The sequence below is a fragment of the Lentzea nigeriaca genome, assembly GCF_016907955.1.
Lineage (GTDB): Bacteria > Actinomycetota > Actinomycetes > Mycobacteriales > Pseudonocardiaceae > Lentzea > Lentzea nigeriaca.
Window position 1 is genome coordinate 65,881 of the sequence record NZ_JAFBCX010000011.1, and the last position, 15,066, is coordinate 80,946.

Genomic DNA, 15,066 nt, shown 5'->3' on the forward strand with positions numbered 1-15,066 from the left:
CGAGAAGTGCTCGCGATAATTCCTCACGAACTGCTCCATCAGGATGACATGGGCCATTTGGATCACACCATTGGTTGTGGGTCTGCGCTAACCTCCACGGCACCGCTGCCGCTCCACGCTGAGAAAGAGGCACCAGGAAAGGCCAACTTCATGCGTAAAGCGACGGCAGCAGCCGCTCTGGCCGCGCTGTTCACATTGTCGTCCGCACCCGCGCACGCCGACACGATTCCTTCGGACCGGGTGACGATCGACGTGGTGACGGTGAACGGTTCCGGGTGCAGGCAGGGCACCGCGGAAGTGATCGTCTCCTCCGACAACACGTCGTTCTGGGTGATCTACAGCGACTACCTCGCGCAGGCCGGCAAGGGTGCCAGCGCGACAGACTTCCGCAAGAACTGCCAGCTCAACCTGCAGGTCAACATCCCGCAGGGCTTCACCTACGGCATCGCGGAAGCAACTTACGCCGGTTTCGCGCACCTCGAACGAGGAGCGACGGGGAACCAGTGGGTGAATTACTACTTCCAGGGTCAGTCGGCCAACAACGTGAAGAAGCAGACCTTCGCCGGGCCGTACGACGACAACTGGTCGGTCACGCACCGCACCGAGTTCGCGGACATCGTTTACGCACCGTGCGGAGAGAAGCGGAATCTCAACGTCAACAGCGCCCTGCGCGTTGACAAGGGTACCTCGGACACCAATACAAACAGTTTCATGACGATGGACTACCAGCGCGGTGAAGTGCGCACGCTGTTCCACTTCTCCTGGAAGCGCTGCTGATTTTTTCCAAAGGCCGCCGCCAACCCCCCACCCTGCGAGAAGCGTCGGAAAGGTCTCCCATGCTCAACGCGGTTGCCGCTGCCCTGCTGGCCTCGTCCATCATCATCCCGCCCGGCGCTCCCAACGACACGCCGCCGCCCGACCACATCACGATCGACATCGTCACGATCAACGGCTCGGGCTGCCCCGCGGGCACGGCGGCCGTCGCGGTGTCCGAGGACAACAAGGCGTTCACCGTCACCTACAGCGACTACCTCGCCCAGGTCGGCGTCGGAGCCAAGCCCACCGACCTGCGCAAGAACTGCCAGCTCAACCTGCGGGTCAACGTGCCGCAGGGCTTCACCTACGGCATCGCCCAGGCCGACTACAGAGGTTTCGCACACCTCGAACACGGCGCGTACGGCATCGAGAAGGCCAACTACTACTTCCAGGGCATGTCCCAGACGGAGTCCATCTCCCACCGGTACAACGGCCCCGTCAGCGACGACTGGCAGGCCACCGACACCACCGAAGTGGCCGCGATCGTCTACTCCCCGTGCGGCGAGAAGCGGAACTTCAACATCAACACCGAGCTCCGGGTCTACCCCGGTACGTCGAACACGGCCACGACGACGAGCTTCATCACGATGGACTCGACCGACGGCAACCTCGAGACGACGTATCACTTCGCCTGGAAGACCTGCCCGTAGGCCACTCCTCCGGCTGCCGCACACGCCCGATGCGTGTGCGGTAGCACATATGTGGGCAGAGCGCCGTACCAATCCGCGTCTGGGGATGTCTATCCCCGTGACGGGGCAGGTCGGGGTGAAGGGGCAGCCAATGCCAACCGCGGCATACGCGCAGTACGGTGAGGACCGAACGCCTGACAGGGGAGGCCGGATCCTGACCACCACGCTCCTTCCGGCGCACCGCGCGGCGGCCACAGATGCCGAGGCCGGCCCGCGCAGGTCGCTGCTCGGCGACTACCGCATGGTCCTGCTCGACGTGGGACTCGTGCTCATCGCGCTGCTCGACGCCTGGCTGCGGCTGCGGTGGGTGAAGGCCGACCCGGTCGGCATGCCCGAGGTGCCGGTCCACTCGGAGTGGCTCTCCTGGATCTCGGCGGTCGTGCTGGTGGGCAGGCGCCGCTTCCCGTTCGTCGTCGCCCTGCTGACGATCCCCGGCTTCTTCACGGGCTTCGCGCAGCTGGCGTCGATGATCGCGCTCTACACGGTGGCCCGCCGCTACATCACCTCCTGGCAGACCATCGTGGCCGGCGTCCTGGTGTGGCTGAGCAGGTTCATGGCGTGGCCGCCGTCGGAGTTCATCGAACGGCCCCCGTACGGCCACTTCGCCTCGGCGATCTCCGGCTTCCTGACGGCGGGCCTGCCGATCGCCGTCGCCCTCCTGGCACACGCACGCCAGGAGCTGTCGAACCGCATCGCCGAACTCGCCGAGTCACGCGAGAGGGAACGTGTGCTGCACGCGCACGCCATCCGCGCGGACGAACGGGCAAAGCTCGCCCGCGAGATGCACGACGTCGTGTCCCACCAGGTCAGCCTCATCGCCATGCAGGCGGGCGCGCTGCGCATGGCCGTGGCCGACGCCGAGCACAAGCAGGTCGCGGGCACCATCCGCACGTTGTCGACCCGCACCCTCGACGAGCTCCGCCAGCTCGTGTCCGTGCTGCGCACGACCGAGGACAGCCAGCCGGGCGTCGACGAGCTGCCCGACCTGGCCGCCGACGCGGGCTTCGAGGTGACGATGCAGCTCAAGGGCCCGGTCGAGGACCTGCCCGCACCGGTGTCCGGCGCGGTGTACCGGACGGTGCAGGAGGCCCTGACCAACATCCGCAAGCACGCCGTCGGGGCGAGCGCGACGGTCCTCATCGACGCGGACGACGCAGCGGGCGACGTCCTGGTCGAGGTGCGCAACACGCCACCGTCGAGCGCGTCCTCGTCCCTGCCCAGCGGCGGTCACGGCCTCGTGGGGCTGCGGGAACGCGCCACGCTGCTGGGTGGCGAGTTCTCCGCGGGGCCGACCGAGGAGGGCGGTTTCCTGGTGACGGCGTCGTTCCCGAAGCAGCGGACGGTGCCCGACCAGCCAGGATGGACCGGCTAGGCGCGTTTGGAGGCGAGCGACGCGCTCAGTGCCGCCGCCGCTCCGAGCACCCCGCAGGTGAGGGCGATCGGCAGCGTCGGCTCGTGCTTCAGCACCACCGACACGAGCAGCCACACGGCGAGGCCGAGCCCGAACCCGAGCGGCACCGACGCGACCACCGCGGCCATGCCGGTCTGCCTGCGGCGCAACGCCCGCAGGTTCGACTCCAGGTACGCGAGCGTGAAGAGCAGCAGCAGGGCCGAGCCGGTCCCCATGATGCTGAGCCACGGCGTCTGGTTCGAGACGAGCAGGAACTCCCGCCCGTCCACGGAGGCCGTCACCGCACCGCCGACGATCCACCGCGCGGCACCGGGCAGCTCGAACCCGTCCGGTCCGCGCCCGACGTTCGCCAGCTCGATGCCCGCGAGGTTCACGACGAGCTGGTTTCCCTGCTCTCGAACGGGATCCGCGAGGTTCTGGCTGATCTCGACCAGCTGCCTGCCGGACACCAGGAACGGCACGGCCACCAGCGCCAGCAACGCGATCACGGCCACCAGCCACAGCGCCCACGGCGTGGACGGCGGCTTGATCACCGACGCGGCGGGCACCAGCGTGCTGCTGCCGCCCAGCCGCGCGGCCGGGATCGGGTCCACCAGCGTGGCGCGGATCGGTTGCTGCGTGAGCGAAACCGTGTCGCGCTCGACCGGCCGCAGCGACGGACGGGTCGACGACGCCGACACCTGTGGCGCGAGGTGCACGGGAATCCCCAGGCGCGGCAACCAGTCGGGGCCGAACAACGTGCCGGCCGCGCCCGCGAGGTCGATCGCGAACGTCTCGGCGTTGCGGTAGCGCGCGCTCGGATCCCGCGCGATGCTCCGCATCACCACGCCCGCAAGGGGTTCCGGCACGTTCTGCAACGGCCGCGGATCCTGGTAGACCCGCTTCTGGATCATCGCGAGCGGGCCGCCACCGCGTTCGAACGGCAGGTCGCCGGACAGCAGCTCGTAGAGAACGGTGCCGGTCGCGTAGACGTCGGCGGCTGGCGTGAGCGCGTTGCCCATCGCCTGTTCCGGCGCGATGTACGCGGGCGTGCCGAGCACGGCGCCGCCGTGCGTCACGAGCGTCGCACCCTCCGACACCACCTGGGAGATGCCGAAGTCCGCCACCTTCACGACCCCGTTGGAGGTGAAGAGCAGGTTCTTCGGCTTCACGTCGAGGTGCAGCACCCCGGCCTCGTGCGCCGCGTGCAGCCCGGACAGCGTCGCGAGCACGATCGCGCACGACTGCTGCGCGGTGAGCCCGTCGCTCGCGAACCGCGACCAGACGGTGCCTCCGTCGAGGCGTTCCATCACCAGCAGGTGCTCACCCTGCTGCCGCACGTAGTCGTAGACGGGGACGATGTGCGGGTGGTCGAGCCGCGCGAGCAACCGCGCCTCGTGCTCGAACCGCTCGCTCATCCGCGGGTCCTCGGCCACCGCGTGCGGCAGCCGTTTGATGGCAACAGGACGGCCGAGCTGACGGTGCACGCCGCCGTAGACGACGCCCATCCCGCCCTCGCCGATCTGCTCGCCGACGGCGTACTGCGGCAGCGCGGCGACCACACTGGACAGAGTCACCGTTGAATCCTCACGGTCTCCACTTCGGACGGTTGCTGCTCACCGGGATGCGGTGTCACATAGCCAAGAAGCAACGCGGCAGCGGCGGCACCCACGATGAACGGGATCTCGGCCGTCGGCGACGGCGCCACCAATCGCAGCACTGACAACGAGATCACCGCGATGAGACCGGTCCCGATCCCGGCAGGCAGGAACCGCATGGCCCGCTGCCAGCGGTTCCAGGGCAGCCGGCGACGAGCCAGCGCGATCAGGGCACCGGCCCACGACAACGCCGTCAACACCAGCACTCCCAGCCCGAACGCGCCGTACACCGACCACAGCGAGCCCCGCACGTCCCCGGTCGTCCGCACCGAGGCGATGGACTCCCGTTGCACGTCGATCACCTCGACCGTGACCGGAAGGAGACCGATCGCCTGCGCACCCAGGTCCGTCGGCTCCAGCGGGAACGACCGGGTCTCCTCCGACCTGGGCGGCACGTCGAACGGAACCGTTGTGTCGTAGGAGAAGAAGGTCAACGCGAGCGCCGTCCCGCTGATCCGCACGGTCTTCACGCGCTGCACGGTGTTCGTGTTGTTGCGGACCGTGACCGAGACCTTCGCGGTCTCCGCCGGGTTCAGCACGAGGGTCCCTGCTCCAACCGGCCTACCGTCCACATCGGCCTCGAGCTGAACAGACCCGTCCTGTGCGGAGGCCGTTGACGGCAGCAGCATAATTCCGCACCACAGCAGTAAACCTGCACCGGCCAAGCGACGTCTCACTAGCGCACCTTAGGTTCTGATCCGGGGAGAGGGAATGCGGTCTTTAGGCTTACTCGTGGCTATAGCCGCTGGTGTTACGGTGCTCGGCGCCACACCGGCCACGGCCCAGACGACCACGCCGGTACCTCCGGCCGTGGTGACCGCGGCGCCGCAGCCTGCCACAGCGGGCGGCAACATCACCATCTCCTGGAACAACTTCCGGCCGTGTCGCATCGTCGGTCCCATCACCTTCACGCTGGACGGCGCGCAGGTCGCCTCTGCGGCCTCGGCCGCGAGCGGGTCGGTCGGGGCGACCGTGCCCGCGAGCACGACCGCCGGGTCGCACACCATCGATGCGTACAACAGCTGCAACAAGGTGTCCACGGGGCTGCGCGTCGTCGTGCCACCGCCACCCACCACGACCCAGCCTCCCGTGACGCAGCCGCCGGTGACGAATCCGCCGGTGACCAAGCCGCCCGTGACGCGCCCTCCGGTCACGACGACCACCACAGCCCCGGTCACCACCACGACCACGGAGACCACTCCTCCGTCCTCGGAGTCCCCGTCCTCGTCCTCCAGCGAGCCGTCCAACCCCGGTGACGGCGTCCTGGTCCTGGACAAGGACAACATCCAGCCCGGCGACCCCCTGACCGCAACGGGCACGGGCTGCCCCAAGGGCGCCAAGGTGACCCTGAAGTCACTCGGCCAGGACGTAGGCGACGCCGTAGCCGACGAGAACGGCGAGTTCACCTCTCCGGTGAGGTTCGCGAACATCGAGCCGGGCCGCCACAAGGTCCGCGCCGAATGCGGTATCACCCTGGTGGGCAACGTGGACGTGACGCTCTCAAGCTCGTCAGGCGGCACGACCAGCACCCTCGTGGTGCTGCTGTTCTTCCTGCTGGTGGGCGCCGCGATGCTGCGCCGCCAGTTCACCGGCCTGCGCCGCTAGCAGCTTGTTGCAGCTATCTCTTGGGATGTGAAAGTGAGGTGATTTCGGCAGGCAGCCGCGCTTCGATCGTGAAGATCGCGCTCTCATGGCTGCCAACTGCACGGTTGGCAGCAGTTGGGGTGATCAGCGAGCGTTTGCGTCGGCATTTCTCTACCGCCATCTCGGCAGCGACGTGCATGAGAGCGCGACCATCCGGGCTTTCGGTGACGAGCACCAGACCGCCCAGCCCCCTGCCCGACTCAACGGAGCACAACCAAGCCGCGACGCTCTACTAGCAGTACGCGGGGAGCTTTCGTACGCCAGGAGCGTACGAAAGCTCCCCGCGTACGCCTCAACAACGCGAAAAAAGTACGCGAAAGGCCCCCTCGGCGAGGGGGCCTTTCGCGTTGAAGCCGTTGATCGCCGAGCCAGGCTTACGGCTCTTCCCGCTGACGGCGCAGCTTGGCGAGAGCCTCTTCGAGGATCGCCTCACCATCAGCGTCGGAGCGCCGCTCCTTCACGTACGCAAGGTGCGTCTTGTACGGCTCGTTGCGCGGAGGCGCGGGTGGCGTCTGCTCGTCCCGCCCAGCGGGCAGGCCGCAACGCGGGCAGTCCCAGTTCTCCGGCACCTCCGCGTCGACCGCGAAGGAAGGCCGGGACTCGTGACCGTTCGCGCACCAGTACGACACCCGACGGCGGGGCGCGGACTCGCCGCGCTCCGACTCGCCCATCGGGCCTGCGCCGACGCGGGTACCGCGAATCGCGTTACCACCGGACATCGACCGTTACACCCCCACCAAGTGGTTACCCCAAGCCCCTGAGGGCTTCTGCCGCTGAACGGAGATCAGCTGCCCGCGCCGGGCAGCTTGATCAGCAGTCCGATGCCCACGATCGCGATGATCCAGACCGCGCCGACGAACAGCGTCAGACGATCCAGGTTCTTCTCGACGACCGAGGAACCGGACAGACTCGACTGCATACCGCCGCCGAACAGCGAGGACAGGCCGCCACCTCGGCCGCGGTGCAGCAGCACGAGCAGCACCAGCAGCACGCTGGAGACGATCAACAGGATCTGCAGGAACAGGATCATTTCTTCCTCGCTGTCAGGCAGCCGACGCCATAGAGTACCTGTTCGACTGCCGAACGTGTGCAACCAGTTGGGTTTACGGGTTTATCCAGATCAACTTAGGGTAGAGGGCCGCCCGCAGCCAGAGCGCACAGCTTGGTGAATTCGTCGGCCTGAAGGCTCGCACCGCCGACGAGAGCGCCGTCGATGTCCTTCTGCTGGATGAGCTCACCGATGTTCGAGGACTTCACCGAACCGCCGTAAAGCACGCGAACGACGGCCGCGGTCTCCTCGCCGAACTTCTCCGCCACGAACGAGCGGACCAGCGAGCACACCTCCTGCGCGTCGGCCGACGACGCCGTGCGGCCCGTGCCGATCGCCCAGACCGGCTCGTACGCGAACACGATCTTGGCGACCTGCTCGGCGGTGAAGCCCTTCAGGCCGTCCTCCAGCTGCTGGCGCACCAGCTCCAGGTGGCCGCCGGCCTCACGGGTCTCGAGCTTCTCGCCGAAGCAGAAGATCGGGGTGACCTCGACCTTCAGCGCCGCCTTGATCTTGGCGTTGACCAGCGCGTCCGTCTCGCCGTGGTACTCGCGGCGCTCGGAGTGGCCGACGACCACGTAGTGGCAGCCGAGCTTCGCGAGCATCGGGCCCGACACCTCACCGGTGTAGGCGCCGGAGTCGTGCTGCGAGATGTCCTGCGCGCCGTACTTGATCAGCAGCTTGTCGCCGTCGACCAGCGTCTGGATGCTGCGGATGTCGACGAACGGCGGGAGAACGGCCACCTCGACCTTGGCGAAGTACTTCTCCGGCAGGGAGAAGGCGATCTTCTGCACGAGGCCGATCGCTTCGAGGTGGTTGAGGTTCATCTTCCAGTTGCCCGCGATGAGCGGGAGCCGGGCTGCCATCAGGACTCCAAAACGCTGATGCCGGGGAGTTCCTTGCCTTCCAGGAACTCCAGAGACGCGCCACCACCGGTGGAGATGTGCGAGAAACCGTCCTCGGGCAGACCCAGCGCGCGGACGGCCGCCGCGGAGTCGCCGCCACCGACGACGGTGAACGCCTCGGACTTGACCAGGGCCTCCGCGACGGCGCGGGTGCCGCCGGCGTAGGTCTCGATCTCGAAGACGCCCATCGGGCCGTTCCAGAACACCGTGCGGGCGTCGGCCAGCTTCGACGCGAACAGCTCGCGCGACTCCGGGCCGATGTCGAGGCCCATCTTGTCCGCGGGGATCGCGTCGGTCGCCACGACGGAGTGCTCTGTGTTGCCGAACTCGGCGGTGACCAGCACGTCGACCGGCAGCACGAGCTCCACGCCGCGCTTCTCGGCCTCGGCGAGGAAACCGCGCACCTGGTCGAGCTGGTCTTCCTGCAGCAGCGACGTGCCGACCTCGTGGCCCTGGGCCTTGAGGAACGTGTACGCCATGCCGCCGCCGATCAGCAGCTTGTCGACCTTGGTCAGCAGGTTCGCGATGACGCCGAGCTTGTCGGACACCTTCGCGCCGCCGAGCACCACGACGTACGGGCGCTCCAGGTCGTCGGTGAGCTTGCGCAGCACACCCAGCTCGGCGTCGACGAGACCGCCGACGTACGCGGGCAGCTTCTTCGCCACGTCGTAGACCGACGCCTGCTTGCGGTGCACGACACCGAAGCCGTCGGACACGAAGACGTCGGCGAGCGCTGCCAGTTCAGCGGCCAGCGCCTCGCGCTCCGCGTCGACCTTCGAGGTCTCGCGGGCGTCGAAGCGGACGTTCTCCAGCATCACGACGCCACCGTCGGTCAGCGCGGCCACCACGGACTTCGCCGAGTCGCCGACGAGGTCCGAAGCCAGCGCGACCTCGGAACCGAGCAGCTCACCGAGGCGAGCGGCGGCCGGGGCGAGGGAGAACTCGGGGTCCGGCTCGCCCTTGGGGCGGCCGAGGTGAGCGGTGACGATCACGCGGGCACCCGCGTCGGCCAGGGCCTTGATCGTCGGCACCGACGCGCGCACGCGGCCGTCGTCGGTGATCTTGTCGCCGTCGAGGGGGACGTTCAGGTCGGCGCGCACCAGGACGCGCCGACCCGCGACACCCTCGGCGAGCAGGTCGCTGAGAGTCTTCACTGACTTTCCGCCCTTGCTCAGATCTTGGAAGCGACGAGCTTGACCAGGTCCGCGAGGCGGTTGGAGTAGCCCCACTCGTTGTCGTACCAGCCGACGACCTTGACCTGGTTGCCGATGACCTTGGTCAGCGGCGCGTCGTAGATGCACGAGTGCGGGTCGGTGACGATGTCGGCCGACACGATCGGGTCGGTCGAGTACTTGAGGATGCCGGCCAGCGGGCCGTCGGCGGCGGCCTTGTACGCGGCGTTGACCTCGTCCGCGGTGACCTCGCGCTTGAGGGTGACCGTCAGGTCGGTGGCCGAGCCGGTGGGGATCGGCACGCGCAGCGCGTAACCGTCGAGCTTGCCGTTGAGCTCCGGCAGCACCAGGCCGATGGCCTTCGCGGCACCGGTCGAGGTCGGCACGATGTTCAGCGCGGCGGCGCGGGCACGACGGAGGTCGTTGTGCGGCGCGTCCTGCAGGTTCTGGTCCTGCGTGTACGCGTGGATCGTGGTCATGAGGCCCTGCTCGATGCCGAAGCTGTCGTGCAGCACCTTGGCGAGCGGCGCGAGGCAGTTCGTGGTGCAGGACGCGTTCGAGATGATCGTCTGCGAACCGTCGAACTTGTCCTCGTTCGCACCGATGACGACGGTGAGGTCCTCGTTCTTGGCCGGCGCGGAGATGATGACCTTCTTGGCGCCACCCTCGTCCACGTGCGCGCGGGCCTTGGTGGCGTCGGTGAAGAAGCCGGTGGACTCGACGACGACGTCGACGCCGAGGTCCTTCCACGGCAGGGCGCCCGGGTTGCGCTCGGCCAGGGCCTTGATGACCTTGCCGTCGACGGAGATGCCTTCCTCGGTGACCTGCACGTCGGCGTCCAGACGACCGAGAATGCTGTCGTACTTCAGCAGGTGGGCCATGGTGGCGACGTCACCGAGGTCGTTGAACGCGACGATCTCGATGTCGTGGCCTGCGGCCCTCACGGCGCGGAAGAAGTTGCGCCCGATGCGACCGAAACCGTTGACACCTACACGAACCGTCACGACGGACTCCTTGTGTTCGACTGGCAGGAACACGCCCAGCCTATCTGTCGAACTGCGCCGCTGGTCACACGGATAGTACGTATCTCTTGATCGAGCCAGAAAAAGTGGCGCTGATTAGGCCGTTCGGCGGCGAAGGGCGCGGAGCATCCAGAGGTACGCGCTCAGCTCCTCCGCTGCCTCCGCGGCGGTGCGGCACGCCTCCGGACTGTCGTCCACCGCGTCGCTGCCGACGACGGCTCCGATCCGCGCGAGCCACTCGTCCACCACCTCACGATCCTGCGGCGGCACGAGCGGTGGGGTGCTTCCCGGTCTCGTCTGCGCTGTCATGACCGGATCGTGTCCACGCGACGAAGAGCCTTCAATACCCCGAAACAGCGGGTGTTACGGACCGTTACGCACCGGTACGGTCATTGCTCATGACGGCCAACGCCGCCTGCGTGACGTGTGGAAACCCGCTGAAGGACGCGCCTTCCGGCCGCCGCTACTGCTCCAACGCGTGTCGGCAGCGCGCGTATCGCGAACGCTCCTCCGCCCGCGACGACGCACCGCACGACTCCGGCGTTCCCGCACCTTTGGACACCTTCGTCGGCCGCCGCGAGGAGCTGGCGGCGCTCGCCAGGCTCGGCGCGGAGCACCGGCTCGTCTCGCTGGTCGGCCCCGCGGGCTGCGGCAAGACCAGGCTGGCCGTCCAGCACGTCGGCAAACGCGCAGATCAGGTGTGGTGGACCTCGCTCGTGCCCGCGTCCGGCGTCGCGCAGGCCGTCTACCACGCCGTCGGCGCCCACCCACTGCCGAACCGCTCGGTGCGCGACGCCGTCATCGCCGAGATCGAACGGCACAAGCGTCCGCTGCTCGTGCTCGACAACTGCGAGCACCTGCTCGCGGACGTCGCCGACGTCGTGTCGGAGCTGCTGGCCTGCTGCCCGCGGCTGCGCGTGCTGGCGACCTCCCGCGAGCCTCTCCGTCTCGCGGGAGAACAGGTATTCGCGCTCGGGGAACTGGATCTGCCGCCGGTCGGATCCGACGTGACGGAAGCGCTGCGTTACGACGCCGTGCTCCTCTATCGCGATCGTGCCGTCTCGGTAGACCGCTCGTTCGAGGTGGATGCCGCGAACGTCGCGGATGTCGTCGCCGTGTGCCGCTCGCTCGACGGCATGCCGCTCGCCATCGAACTGGCCGCGCGCCGCAGCACCGTCCTCTCCCCCGCCGACGTGCTGGCGAGGCTCGGTGATCGCCTGGCACTGCTGACCGCTGGGCCGCGTGCGTCCGACGACCGCCACCGCACGCTGCGCGCCGCGATCGGCTGGAGCTACGACCTGCTCTCCGACGAGGAACAGGCCGCCTGCCGTCGCCTGGCGGTGCTCGGCGTGCCGTTCGACCTTGGCGTCGCGAGCGCCGTCTGCGGCGTGCCCGACGCGCTGGATCTGCTGACCAGCCTCGAACAGAAGTCCTTGCTGGTGGTCGAGCGGACCTCCGGGCACACCACGTTCCGCCAGCTGGAGTCGATCCGCCTCTACTGCCGCGAACGTGCCATCGAACACGGCGACGTCCCTCTCGTAGCCGACCGCGTGGTCGACTGGGTCTGTTCTGTCGTGGAGCCGGAGATCTCGTCGTTCTTCCCGGCGCCGTCCGTGGTCGTGCGCCTGGAGCGCAACATCGGCCTGGTCGAGCTCGCCGTGAGCCGCAGCGCCGAGACGGGCGACTGGCCGCGGCACGCGCTGACGATCGTCGCCACGGCCTGGACCTCGAACCCGCGCGGCCCTCGCGGCGCACCCACCGAGCTGCTGCACCGCGCACTGTCCCAGCCCCTGCCGCCGTCGTACCGCAGCGTGCTGACCGTCCTCGCGGCCATGCACCACCGCATTCGCGGCGGCTGGCACGTGACTCGAAGGTTCGCCCAGGAGTCGCTGGCTATCGAACGCGCCGACGCGAGCCGCCCCGGCACGCTCGCCCGCGCGCTGGAGGTGCTCGCCTCCGCCGAGGCCCACACGGGCAACCCCGAGCTGGCCTGGCAGCTCTTCGACGAGGCGGTGGAACTCCTGCGCTCCTCGGACGACAAGCTCGCCCGCGGTGTCCTGCTGAACTCCTACGGCTGGACGTTGCTGCAGCACGGTGAGGCGGAGCCGGCCGCACCACTGGTCCGTGAGTCGCTGGCCCTGATCCGGCTGGTGGGCCTGCCGCACCTGCTCAACCCCGCGCTGCACACCGCGGGCGCGATCGCGTTGGCGCGCAAGAGCTTTCCCGAGGCGGTGGACCTGTTCCGGGAGAGCCTCGAGGTGGGGTCGGAGCACCCGATGGACCAGTTCTACGACCTGGAGGGCCTGGCGCTGGGGCTGGTCGGCGTCGGTTCCGACGACGAGCGCGCCCTGTCGTTGCTGACCGCCGCCTCGGTTGTGCGGACGCGCTACGACTTCCGCGCGGAGCCCTACTGGCAGGAACTGCTGGACGAGGCTCGGTCGGTCTGCCGCAGCCGCATCACGGCCGGCCGGTTGCGCGCAGCGGAGTCGACCGGCGAGCGGATGTCGTTGCCCCAAGCCATTTCCTACGCCCTGACCGCGCGTCCCGCCGCCGAGGACGACGACGCGGTGATCTCGGCCCGCGAGCTGCACGTCGCGACTCTCGTGGCAGAAGGGCTCACCAACCGGCAGATCGGGCAGCGGCTGGGGATCTCGACCCACACCGTCGCCCGGCACGTGACCCACGCGAGGGCCAAGCTGGGACTGCGGTCGCGGGCCCAGCTGGCCGTGTGGGCGGGGCGCCACACGGCGTGACGGCCCCGCCGACTCCGGTCAGACCTCGGCTTCGAGCATCTCCGCGGTCACGGCGGACTCGGTGTCCGGCAGTCCCAGGTCCTTGGCGCGCTTGTCCGCCATGGCGAGCAGGCGCCGGATGCGGCCGGCGACGGCGTCCTTGGTCATCTGCGGGTCGGACAGCTGCCCCAGCTCCTCGAGCGACGCCTGGCGGTGCGCGAGCCTGAGCTGGCCTGCGGCGGCCAGGTGGTCGGGCGCCTCGGGGCCGAGGATCTCGAGCGCGCGGGCCACCCTCGCGGCCGCCGCGACCGCCGCGCGGGCCGACCGGCGCAGGTTCGCGTCGTCGAAGTTGGCGAGCCGGTTGGCCGTGGCGCGGACCTCGCGCCGCATCCGGCGCTCCTCCCAGGCCAGCACGCTGTCGTGCGCGCCGAGCTTGGTCAGCATGGCGCCGATCGCGTCGCCGTCCCTTATCACCACGCGCTCGGCCCCGCGCACCTCACGGGACTTCGACGAGATGCCCATCCTGCGCGCCGCACCGACGAGCGCGAGTGCCGCCTCCGGGCCGGGACAGGTGATCTCGAGCGACGAGCTGCGGCCGGGTTCGGTCAGCGAGCCGTGCGCGAGGAACGCACCGCGCCAGGCGGCTTCCGCGTCGCACACGCCACCGGACACGACCGGCGCGGGCAGCCCGCGGACCGGACGGCCGCGCGGGTCGAGCAGACCCGTCTGGCGCGCGAGACCCTCGCCGTCCTTCACCACGCGCACGACGTAGCGGGTGCCCTTGCGCAGCCCGTTGGACTGGATGGTGAAGACCTCGGCGTGGTGACCGTAGAGAGCCTGGATCTCCTTGAGGAGCCTGCGCGCGGCCGACCCGAGGTCGAGCTCGGCCTCGACGACCACTCGGCCGGACACGATGTGCAGGCCACCGGCGAACCTGAGCAGGGAGGACACCTCCGCGCGGCGGCAACAGGTCTTGGATACCGCGAGCCTGCTCAGCTCGTCCTTGACCGCCGACGTCATCGCCACGGGCTTGTCCCTCCCACTCCGGTCTCATCGACCACCTGCATCAGGCAACCGGCCAGTGCCTCCGGATCATGCCGCTCGGCGGCGTCCGGTGCGGCGATCTTGGCCAGATGCGTCCGCGCTCCCAGCGCCGAGGCGGCGCGTGTCAACCGGTCCGGGGTGGGGACCGAGTCGACGTCCGCGATGACCGCGTCCACCTTCAGCTCGGGTGCGTGTTCGCAGACTACGTCCAAATGCCGCTCCGGAGAGAAACCGGCGGTTTCGCCCGGTTGGGGGACAAGATTGAGCACCAGGACCTTCGTGGCGCGCGTGCGCACGAGCGCGTCGTGCAGTTCGGGCACGAGCAGATGCGGCAACACGCTGGTGAACCACGATCCGGGCCCGAGTAGCACGAGATCGGCGTCAAGTACAGCCTCCACGGCGTCCGGACAGCCGACAGGTCGCCCGTTCGGGGCAGTCAACCGGATGCGCTGCACGAGCCCCGGCGTGGTCGCGATGGCGACCTGCCCCCGGATGCGCCGCACGTCGTTCACGTCCTCGTCGAGCCCGGTCACATCGGCCTCGATGTCCAGCGGCTGGTTGGACATCGGCAGCACCCGGCCCCGCACGCCGAGGAGCTTGGAGGCGTGTTCGAGCACCTTGACCGGATCGCCGAGCTGCTCGAGCAGCCCTGCGAGCACCAGGTTCCCGACCGCGTGCCCCGCGAGCGCCCCCGTGCCACCGAACCGGTGTTTGAACAGCGACGTCCAGAGCCTGCTCTCGTCGTCCTCCCCCGCGAGCGCCGCCATGGCCTTGCGCAGGTCCCCCGGCGGCAGCAGGTACGGGATCTCCCGCCGCAACCGCCCCGACGAGCCACCGTCGTCCGCGACGGTCACCACGGCCGTCACGTCACCGGTGATCCGCTTGAGCGCCGTCAGCGTCGCGTGCAACCCGTGCCCGCCGCCCAGGGCAACAGCCTTCAACTTCG

Annotated in this window: 16 protein-coding genes; 5 read left to right on the forward strand and 11 right to left on the reverse strand. The window is 69.0% G+C overall.

Annotation, left to right across the window (positions count from 1 at the left end):
- Positions 1 to 6 precede the first annotated feature (6 nt).
- From JOD27_RS31785 to JOD27_RS31795, 3 genes are all read left to right on the forward strand, one after another.
- On the forward strand, positions 7 to 777 hold the full coding sequence (locus tag JOD27_RS31785; RefSeq protein WP_307830443.1) for a DUF4360 domain-containing protein: 771 nt from the start codon (positions 7 to 9) through the stop codon (positions 775 to 777).
- A 59-nt stretch (positions 778 to 836) separates the two neighbouring features.
- Positions 837 to 1,466, forward strand: a complete 630-nt coding sequence (locus JOD27_RS31790) for a DUF4360 domain-containing protein (RefSeq protein WP_204766001.1) — start codon at positions 837 to 839, stop codon at positions 1,464 to 1,466.
- A 130-nt stretch (positions 1,467 to 1,596) separates the two neighbouring features.
- Entirely contained in the window at positions 1,597 to 2,877 is a 1,281-nt protein-coding gene (locus tag JOD27_RS31795) for a sensor histidine kinase (protein WP_204766002.1), read from the forward strand.
- Here the strand turns inward: JOD27_RS31795 and JOD27_RS31800 are convergent.
- Positions 2,874 to 4,472, reverse strand: coding sequence for a serine/threonine-protein kinase (locus tag JOD27_RS31800; protein WP_307830444.1), 1,599 nt, complete (start codon positions 4,470 to 4,472; stop codon positions 2,874 to 2,876). The two genes, JOD27_RS31795 and JOD27_RS31800, sit on opposite strands and share 4 nt — an antisense overlap.
- Positions 4,469 to 5,092: a hypothetical protein gene (locus JOD27_RS31805; RefSeq protein WP_307830445.1), complete on the reverse strand. Its 624-nt coding sequence runs from the start codon at positions 5,090 to 5,092 to the stop codon at positions 4,469 to 4,471. Before JOD27_RS31805 ends, JOD27_RS31800 begins: the two co-directional genes overlap by 4 nt.
- A gap of 217 nt (positions 5,093 to 5,309) precedes the next feature.
- Here JOD27_RS31805 and JOD27_RS45380 point away from each other — a divergent pair, with 217 nt between their 5' ends.
- Entirely contained in the window at positions 5,310 to 6,158 is an 849-nt protein-coding gene (locus tag JOD27_RS45380) for a hypothetical protein (protein WP_239569820.1), read from the forward strand.
- Positions 6,159 to 6,171: 13 nt separating this feature from the next.
- On the opposite strand, the gene JOD27_RS31815 is transcribed toward JOD27_RS45380, so the two are convergent.
- From JOD27_RS31815 to JOD27_RS31845, 7 genes are all read right to left on the reverse strand, one after another.
- Positions 6,172 to 6,372 (reverse strand): hypothetical protein, encoded by a 201-nt coding sequence (locus JOD27_RS31815; RefSeq protein WP_204766004.1) that lies wholly within the window; start codon positions 6,370 to 6,372, stop codon positions 6,172 to 6,174.
- 199 nt (positions 6,373 to 6,571) lie between these two features.
- Positions 6,572 to 6,916, reverse strand: a complete 345-nt coding sequence (locus JOD27_RS31820) for an RNA polymerase-binding protein RbpA (RefSeq protein WP_030470277.1) — start codon at positions 6,914 to 6,916, stop codon at positions 6,572 to 6,574.
- 65 nt (positions 6,917 to 6,981) lie between these two features.
- Positions 6,982 to 7,227, reverse strand: coding sequence for a preprotein translocase subunit SecG (secG, locus tag JOD27_RS31825; protein WP_030470276.1), 246 nt, complete (start codon positions 7,225 to 7,227; stop codon positions 6,982 to 6,984).
- Between the two features lie 95 nt (positions 7,228 to 7,322).
- On the reverse strand, positions 7,323 to 8,111 hold the full coding sequence (gene tpiA, locus JOD27_RS31830) for a triose-phosphate isomerase (RefSeq protein WP_204766005.1): 789 nt from the start codon (positions 8,109 to 8,111) through the stop codon (positions 7,323 to 7,325).
- Positions 8,111 to 9,304, reverse strand: coding sequence for a phosphoglycerate kinase (locus JOD27_RS31835; RefSeq protein ID WP_204766006.1), 1,194 nt, complete (start codon positions 9,302 to 9,304; stop codon positions 8,111 to 8,113). The genes tpiA and JOD27_RS31835 overlap by 1 nt, the downstream gene beginning before the upstream one ends.
- A gap of 17 nt (positions 9,305 to 9,321) precedes the next feature.
- On the reverse strand, positions 9,322 to 10,326 hold the full coding sequence (gap, locus tag JOD27_RS31840) for a type I glyceraldehyde-3-phosphate dehydrogenase (protein ID WP_204766007.1): 1,005 nt from the start codon (positions 10,324 to 10,326) through the stop codon (positions 9,322 to 9,324).
- A 114-nt stretch (positions 10,327 to 10,440) separates the two neighbouring features.
- Positions 10,441 to 10,653, reverse strand: coding sequence for a hypothetical protein (locus tag JOD27_RS31845; protein WP_204766008.1), 213 nt, complete (start codon positions 10,651 to 10,653; stop codon positions 10,441 to 10,443).
- Positions 10,654 to 10,742: 89 nt separating this feature from the next.
- Between JOD27_RS31845 and JOD27_RS31850 the strand changes: the two genes are divergently transcribed.
- A complete protein-coding gene (locus tag JOD27_RS31850) occupies positions 10,743 to 13,097 on the forward strand; it encodes an ATP-binding protein (protein WP_204766009.1) in 2,355 nt (784 codons plus the stop codon).
- Positions 13,098 to 13,115: 18 nt separating this feature from the next.
- Here the strand turns inward: JOD27_RS31850 and whiA are convergent, their stop codons facing one another.
- Positions 13,116 to 14,102, reverse strand: coding sequence for a DNA-binding protein WhiA (gene whiA, locus JOD27_RS31855; protein WP_109637858.1), 987 nt, complete (start codon positions 14,100 to 14,102; stop codon positions 13,116 to 13,118).
- On the reverse strand, positions 14,093 to 15,061 hold the full coding sequence (locus JOD27_RS31860; RefSeq protein WP_204766147.1) for a gluconeogenesis factor YvcK family protein: 969 nt from the start codon (positions 15,059 to 15,061) through the stop codon (positions 14,093 to 14,095). The genes whiA and JOD27_RS31860 overlap by 10 nt, the downstream gene beginning before the upstream one ends.
- Positions 15,062 to 15,066 lie beyond the last annotated feature (5 nt).

Bases quoted from the DNA above. Each gene is read 5' to 3' on its own strand.
- secG (WP_030470276.1), bottom strand. From the start codon at position 7,227: ATGATCCTGTTCCTGCAGATCCTGTTGATCGTCTCCAGCGTGCTGCTG.
- JOD27_RS31795 (WP_204766002.1), top strand. From the start codon at position 1,597: ATGCCAACCGCGGCATACGCGCAGTACGGTGAGGACCGAACGCCTGAC.
- JOD27_RS31820 (WP_030470277.1), bottom strand. From the start codon at position 6,916: ATGTCCGGTGGTAACGCGATTCGCGGTACCCGCGTCGGCGCAGGCCCG.
- tpiA (WP_204766005.1), bottom strand. From the start codon at position 8,111: ATGGCAGCCCGGCTCCCGCTCATCGCGGGCAACTGGAAGATGAACCTC.
- JOD27_RS31790 (WP_204766001.1), top strand. From the start codon at position 837: ATGCTCAACGCGGTTGCCGCTGCCCTGCTGGCCTCGTCCATCATCATC.
- JOD27_RS31845 (WP_204766008.1), bottom strand. From the start codon at position 10,653: ATGACAGCGCAGACGAGACCGGGAAGCACCCCACCGCTCGTGCCGCCG.
- JOD27_RS31850 (WP_204766009.1), top strand. From the start codon at position 10,743: ATGACGGCCAACGCCGCCTGCGTGACGTGTGGAAACCCGCTGAAGGAC.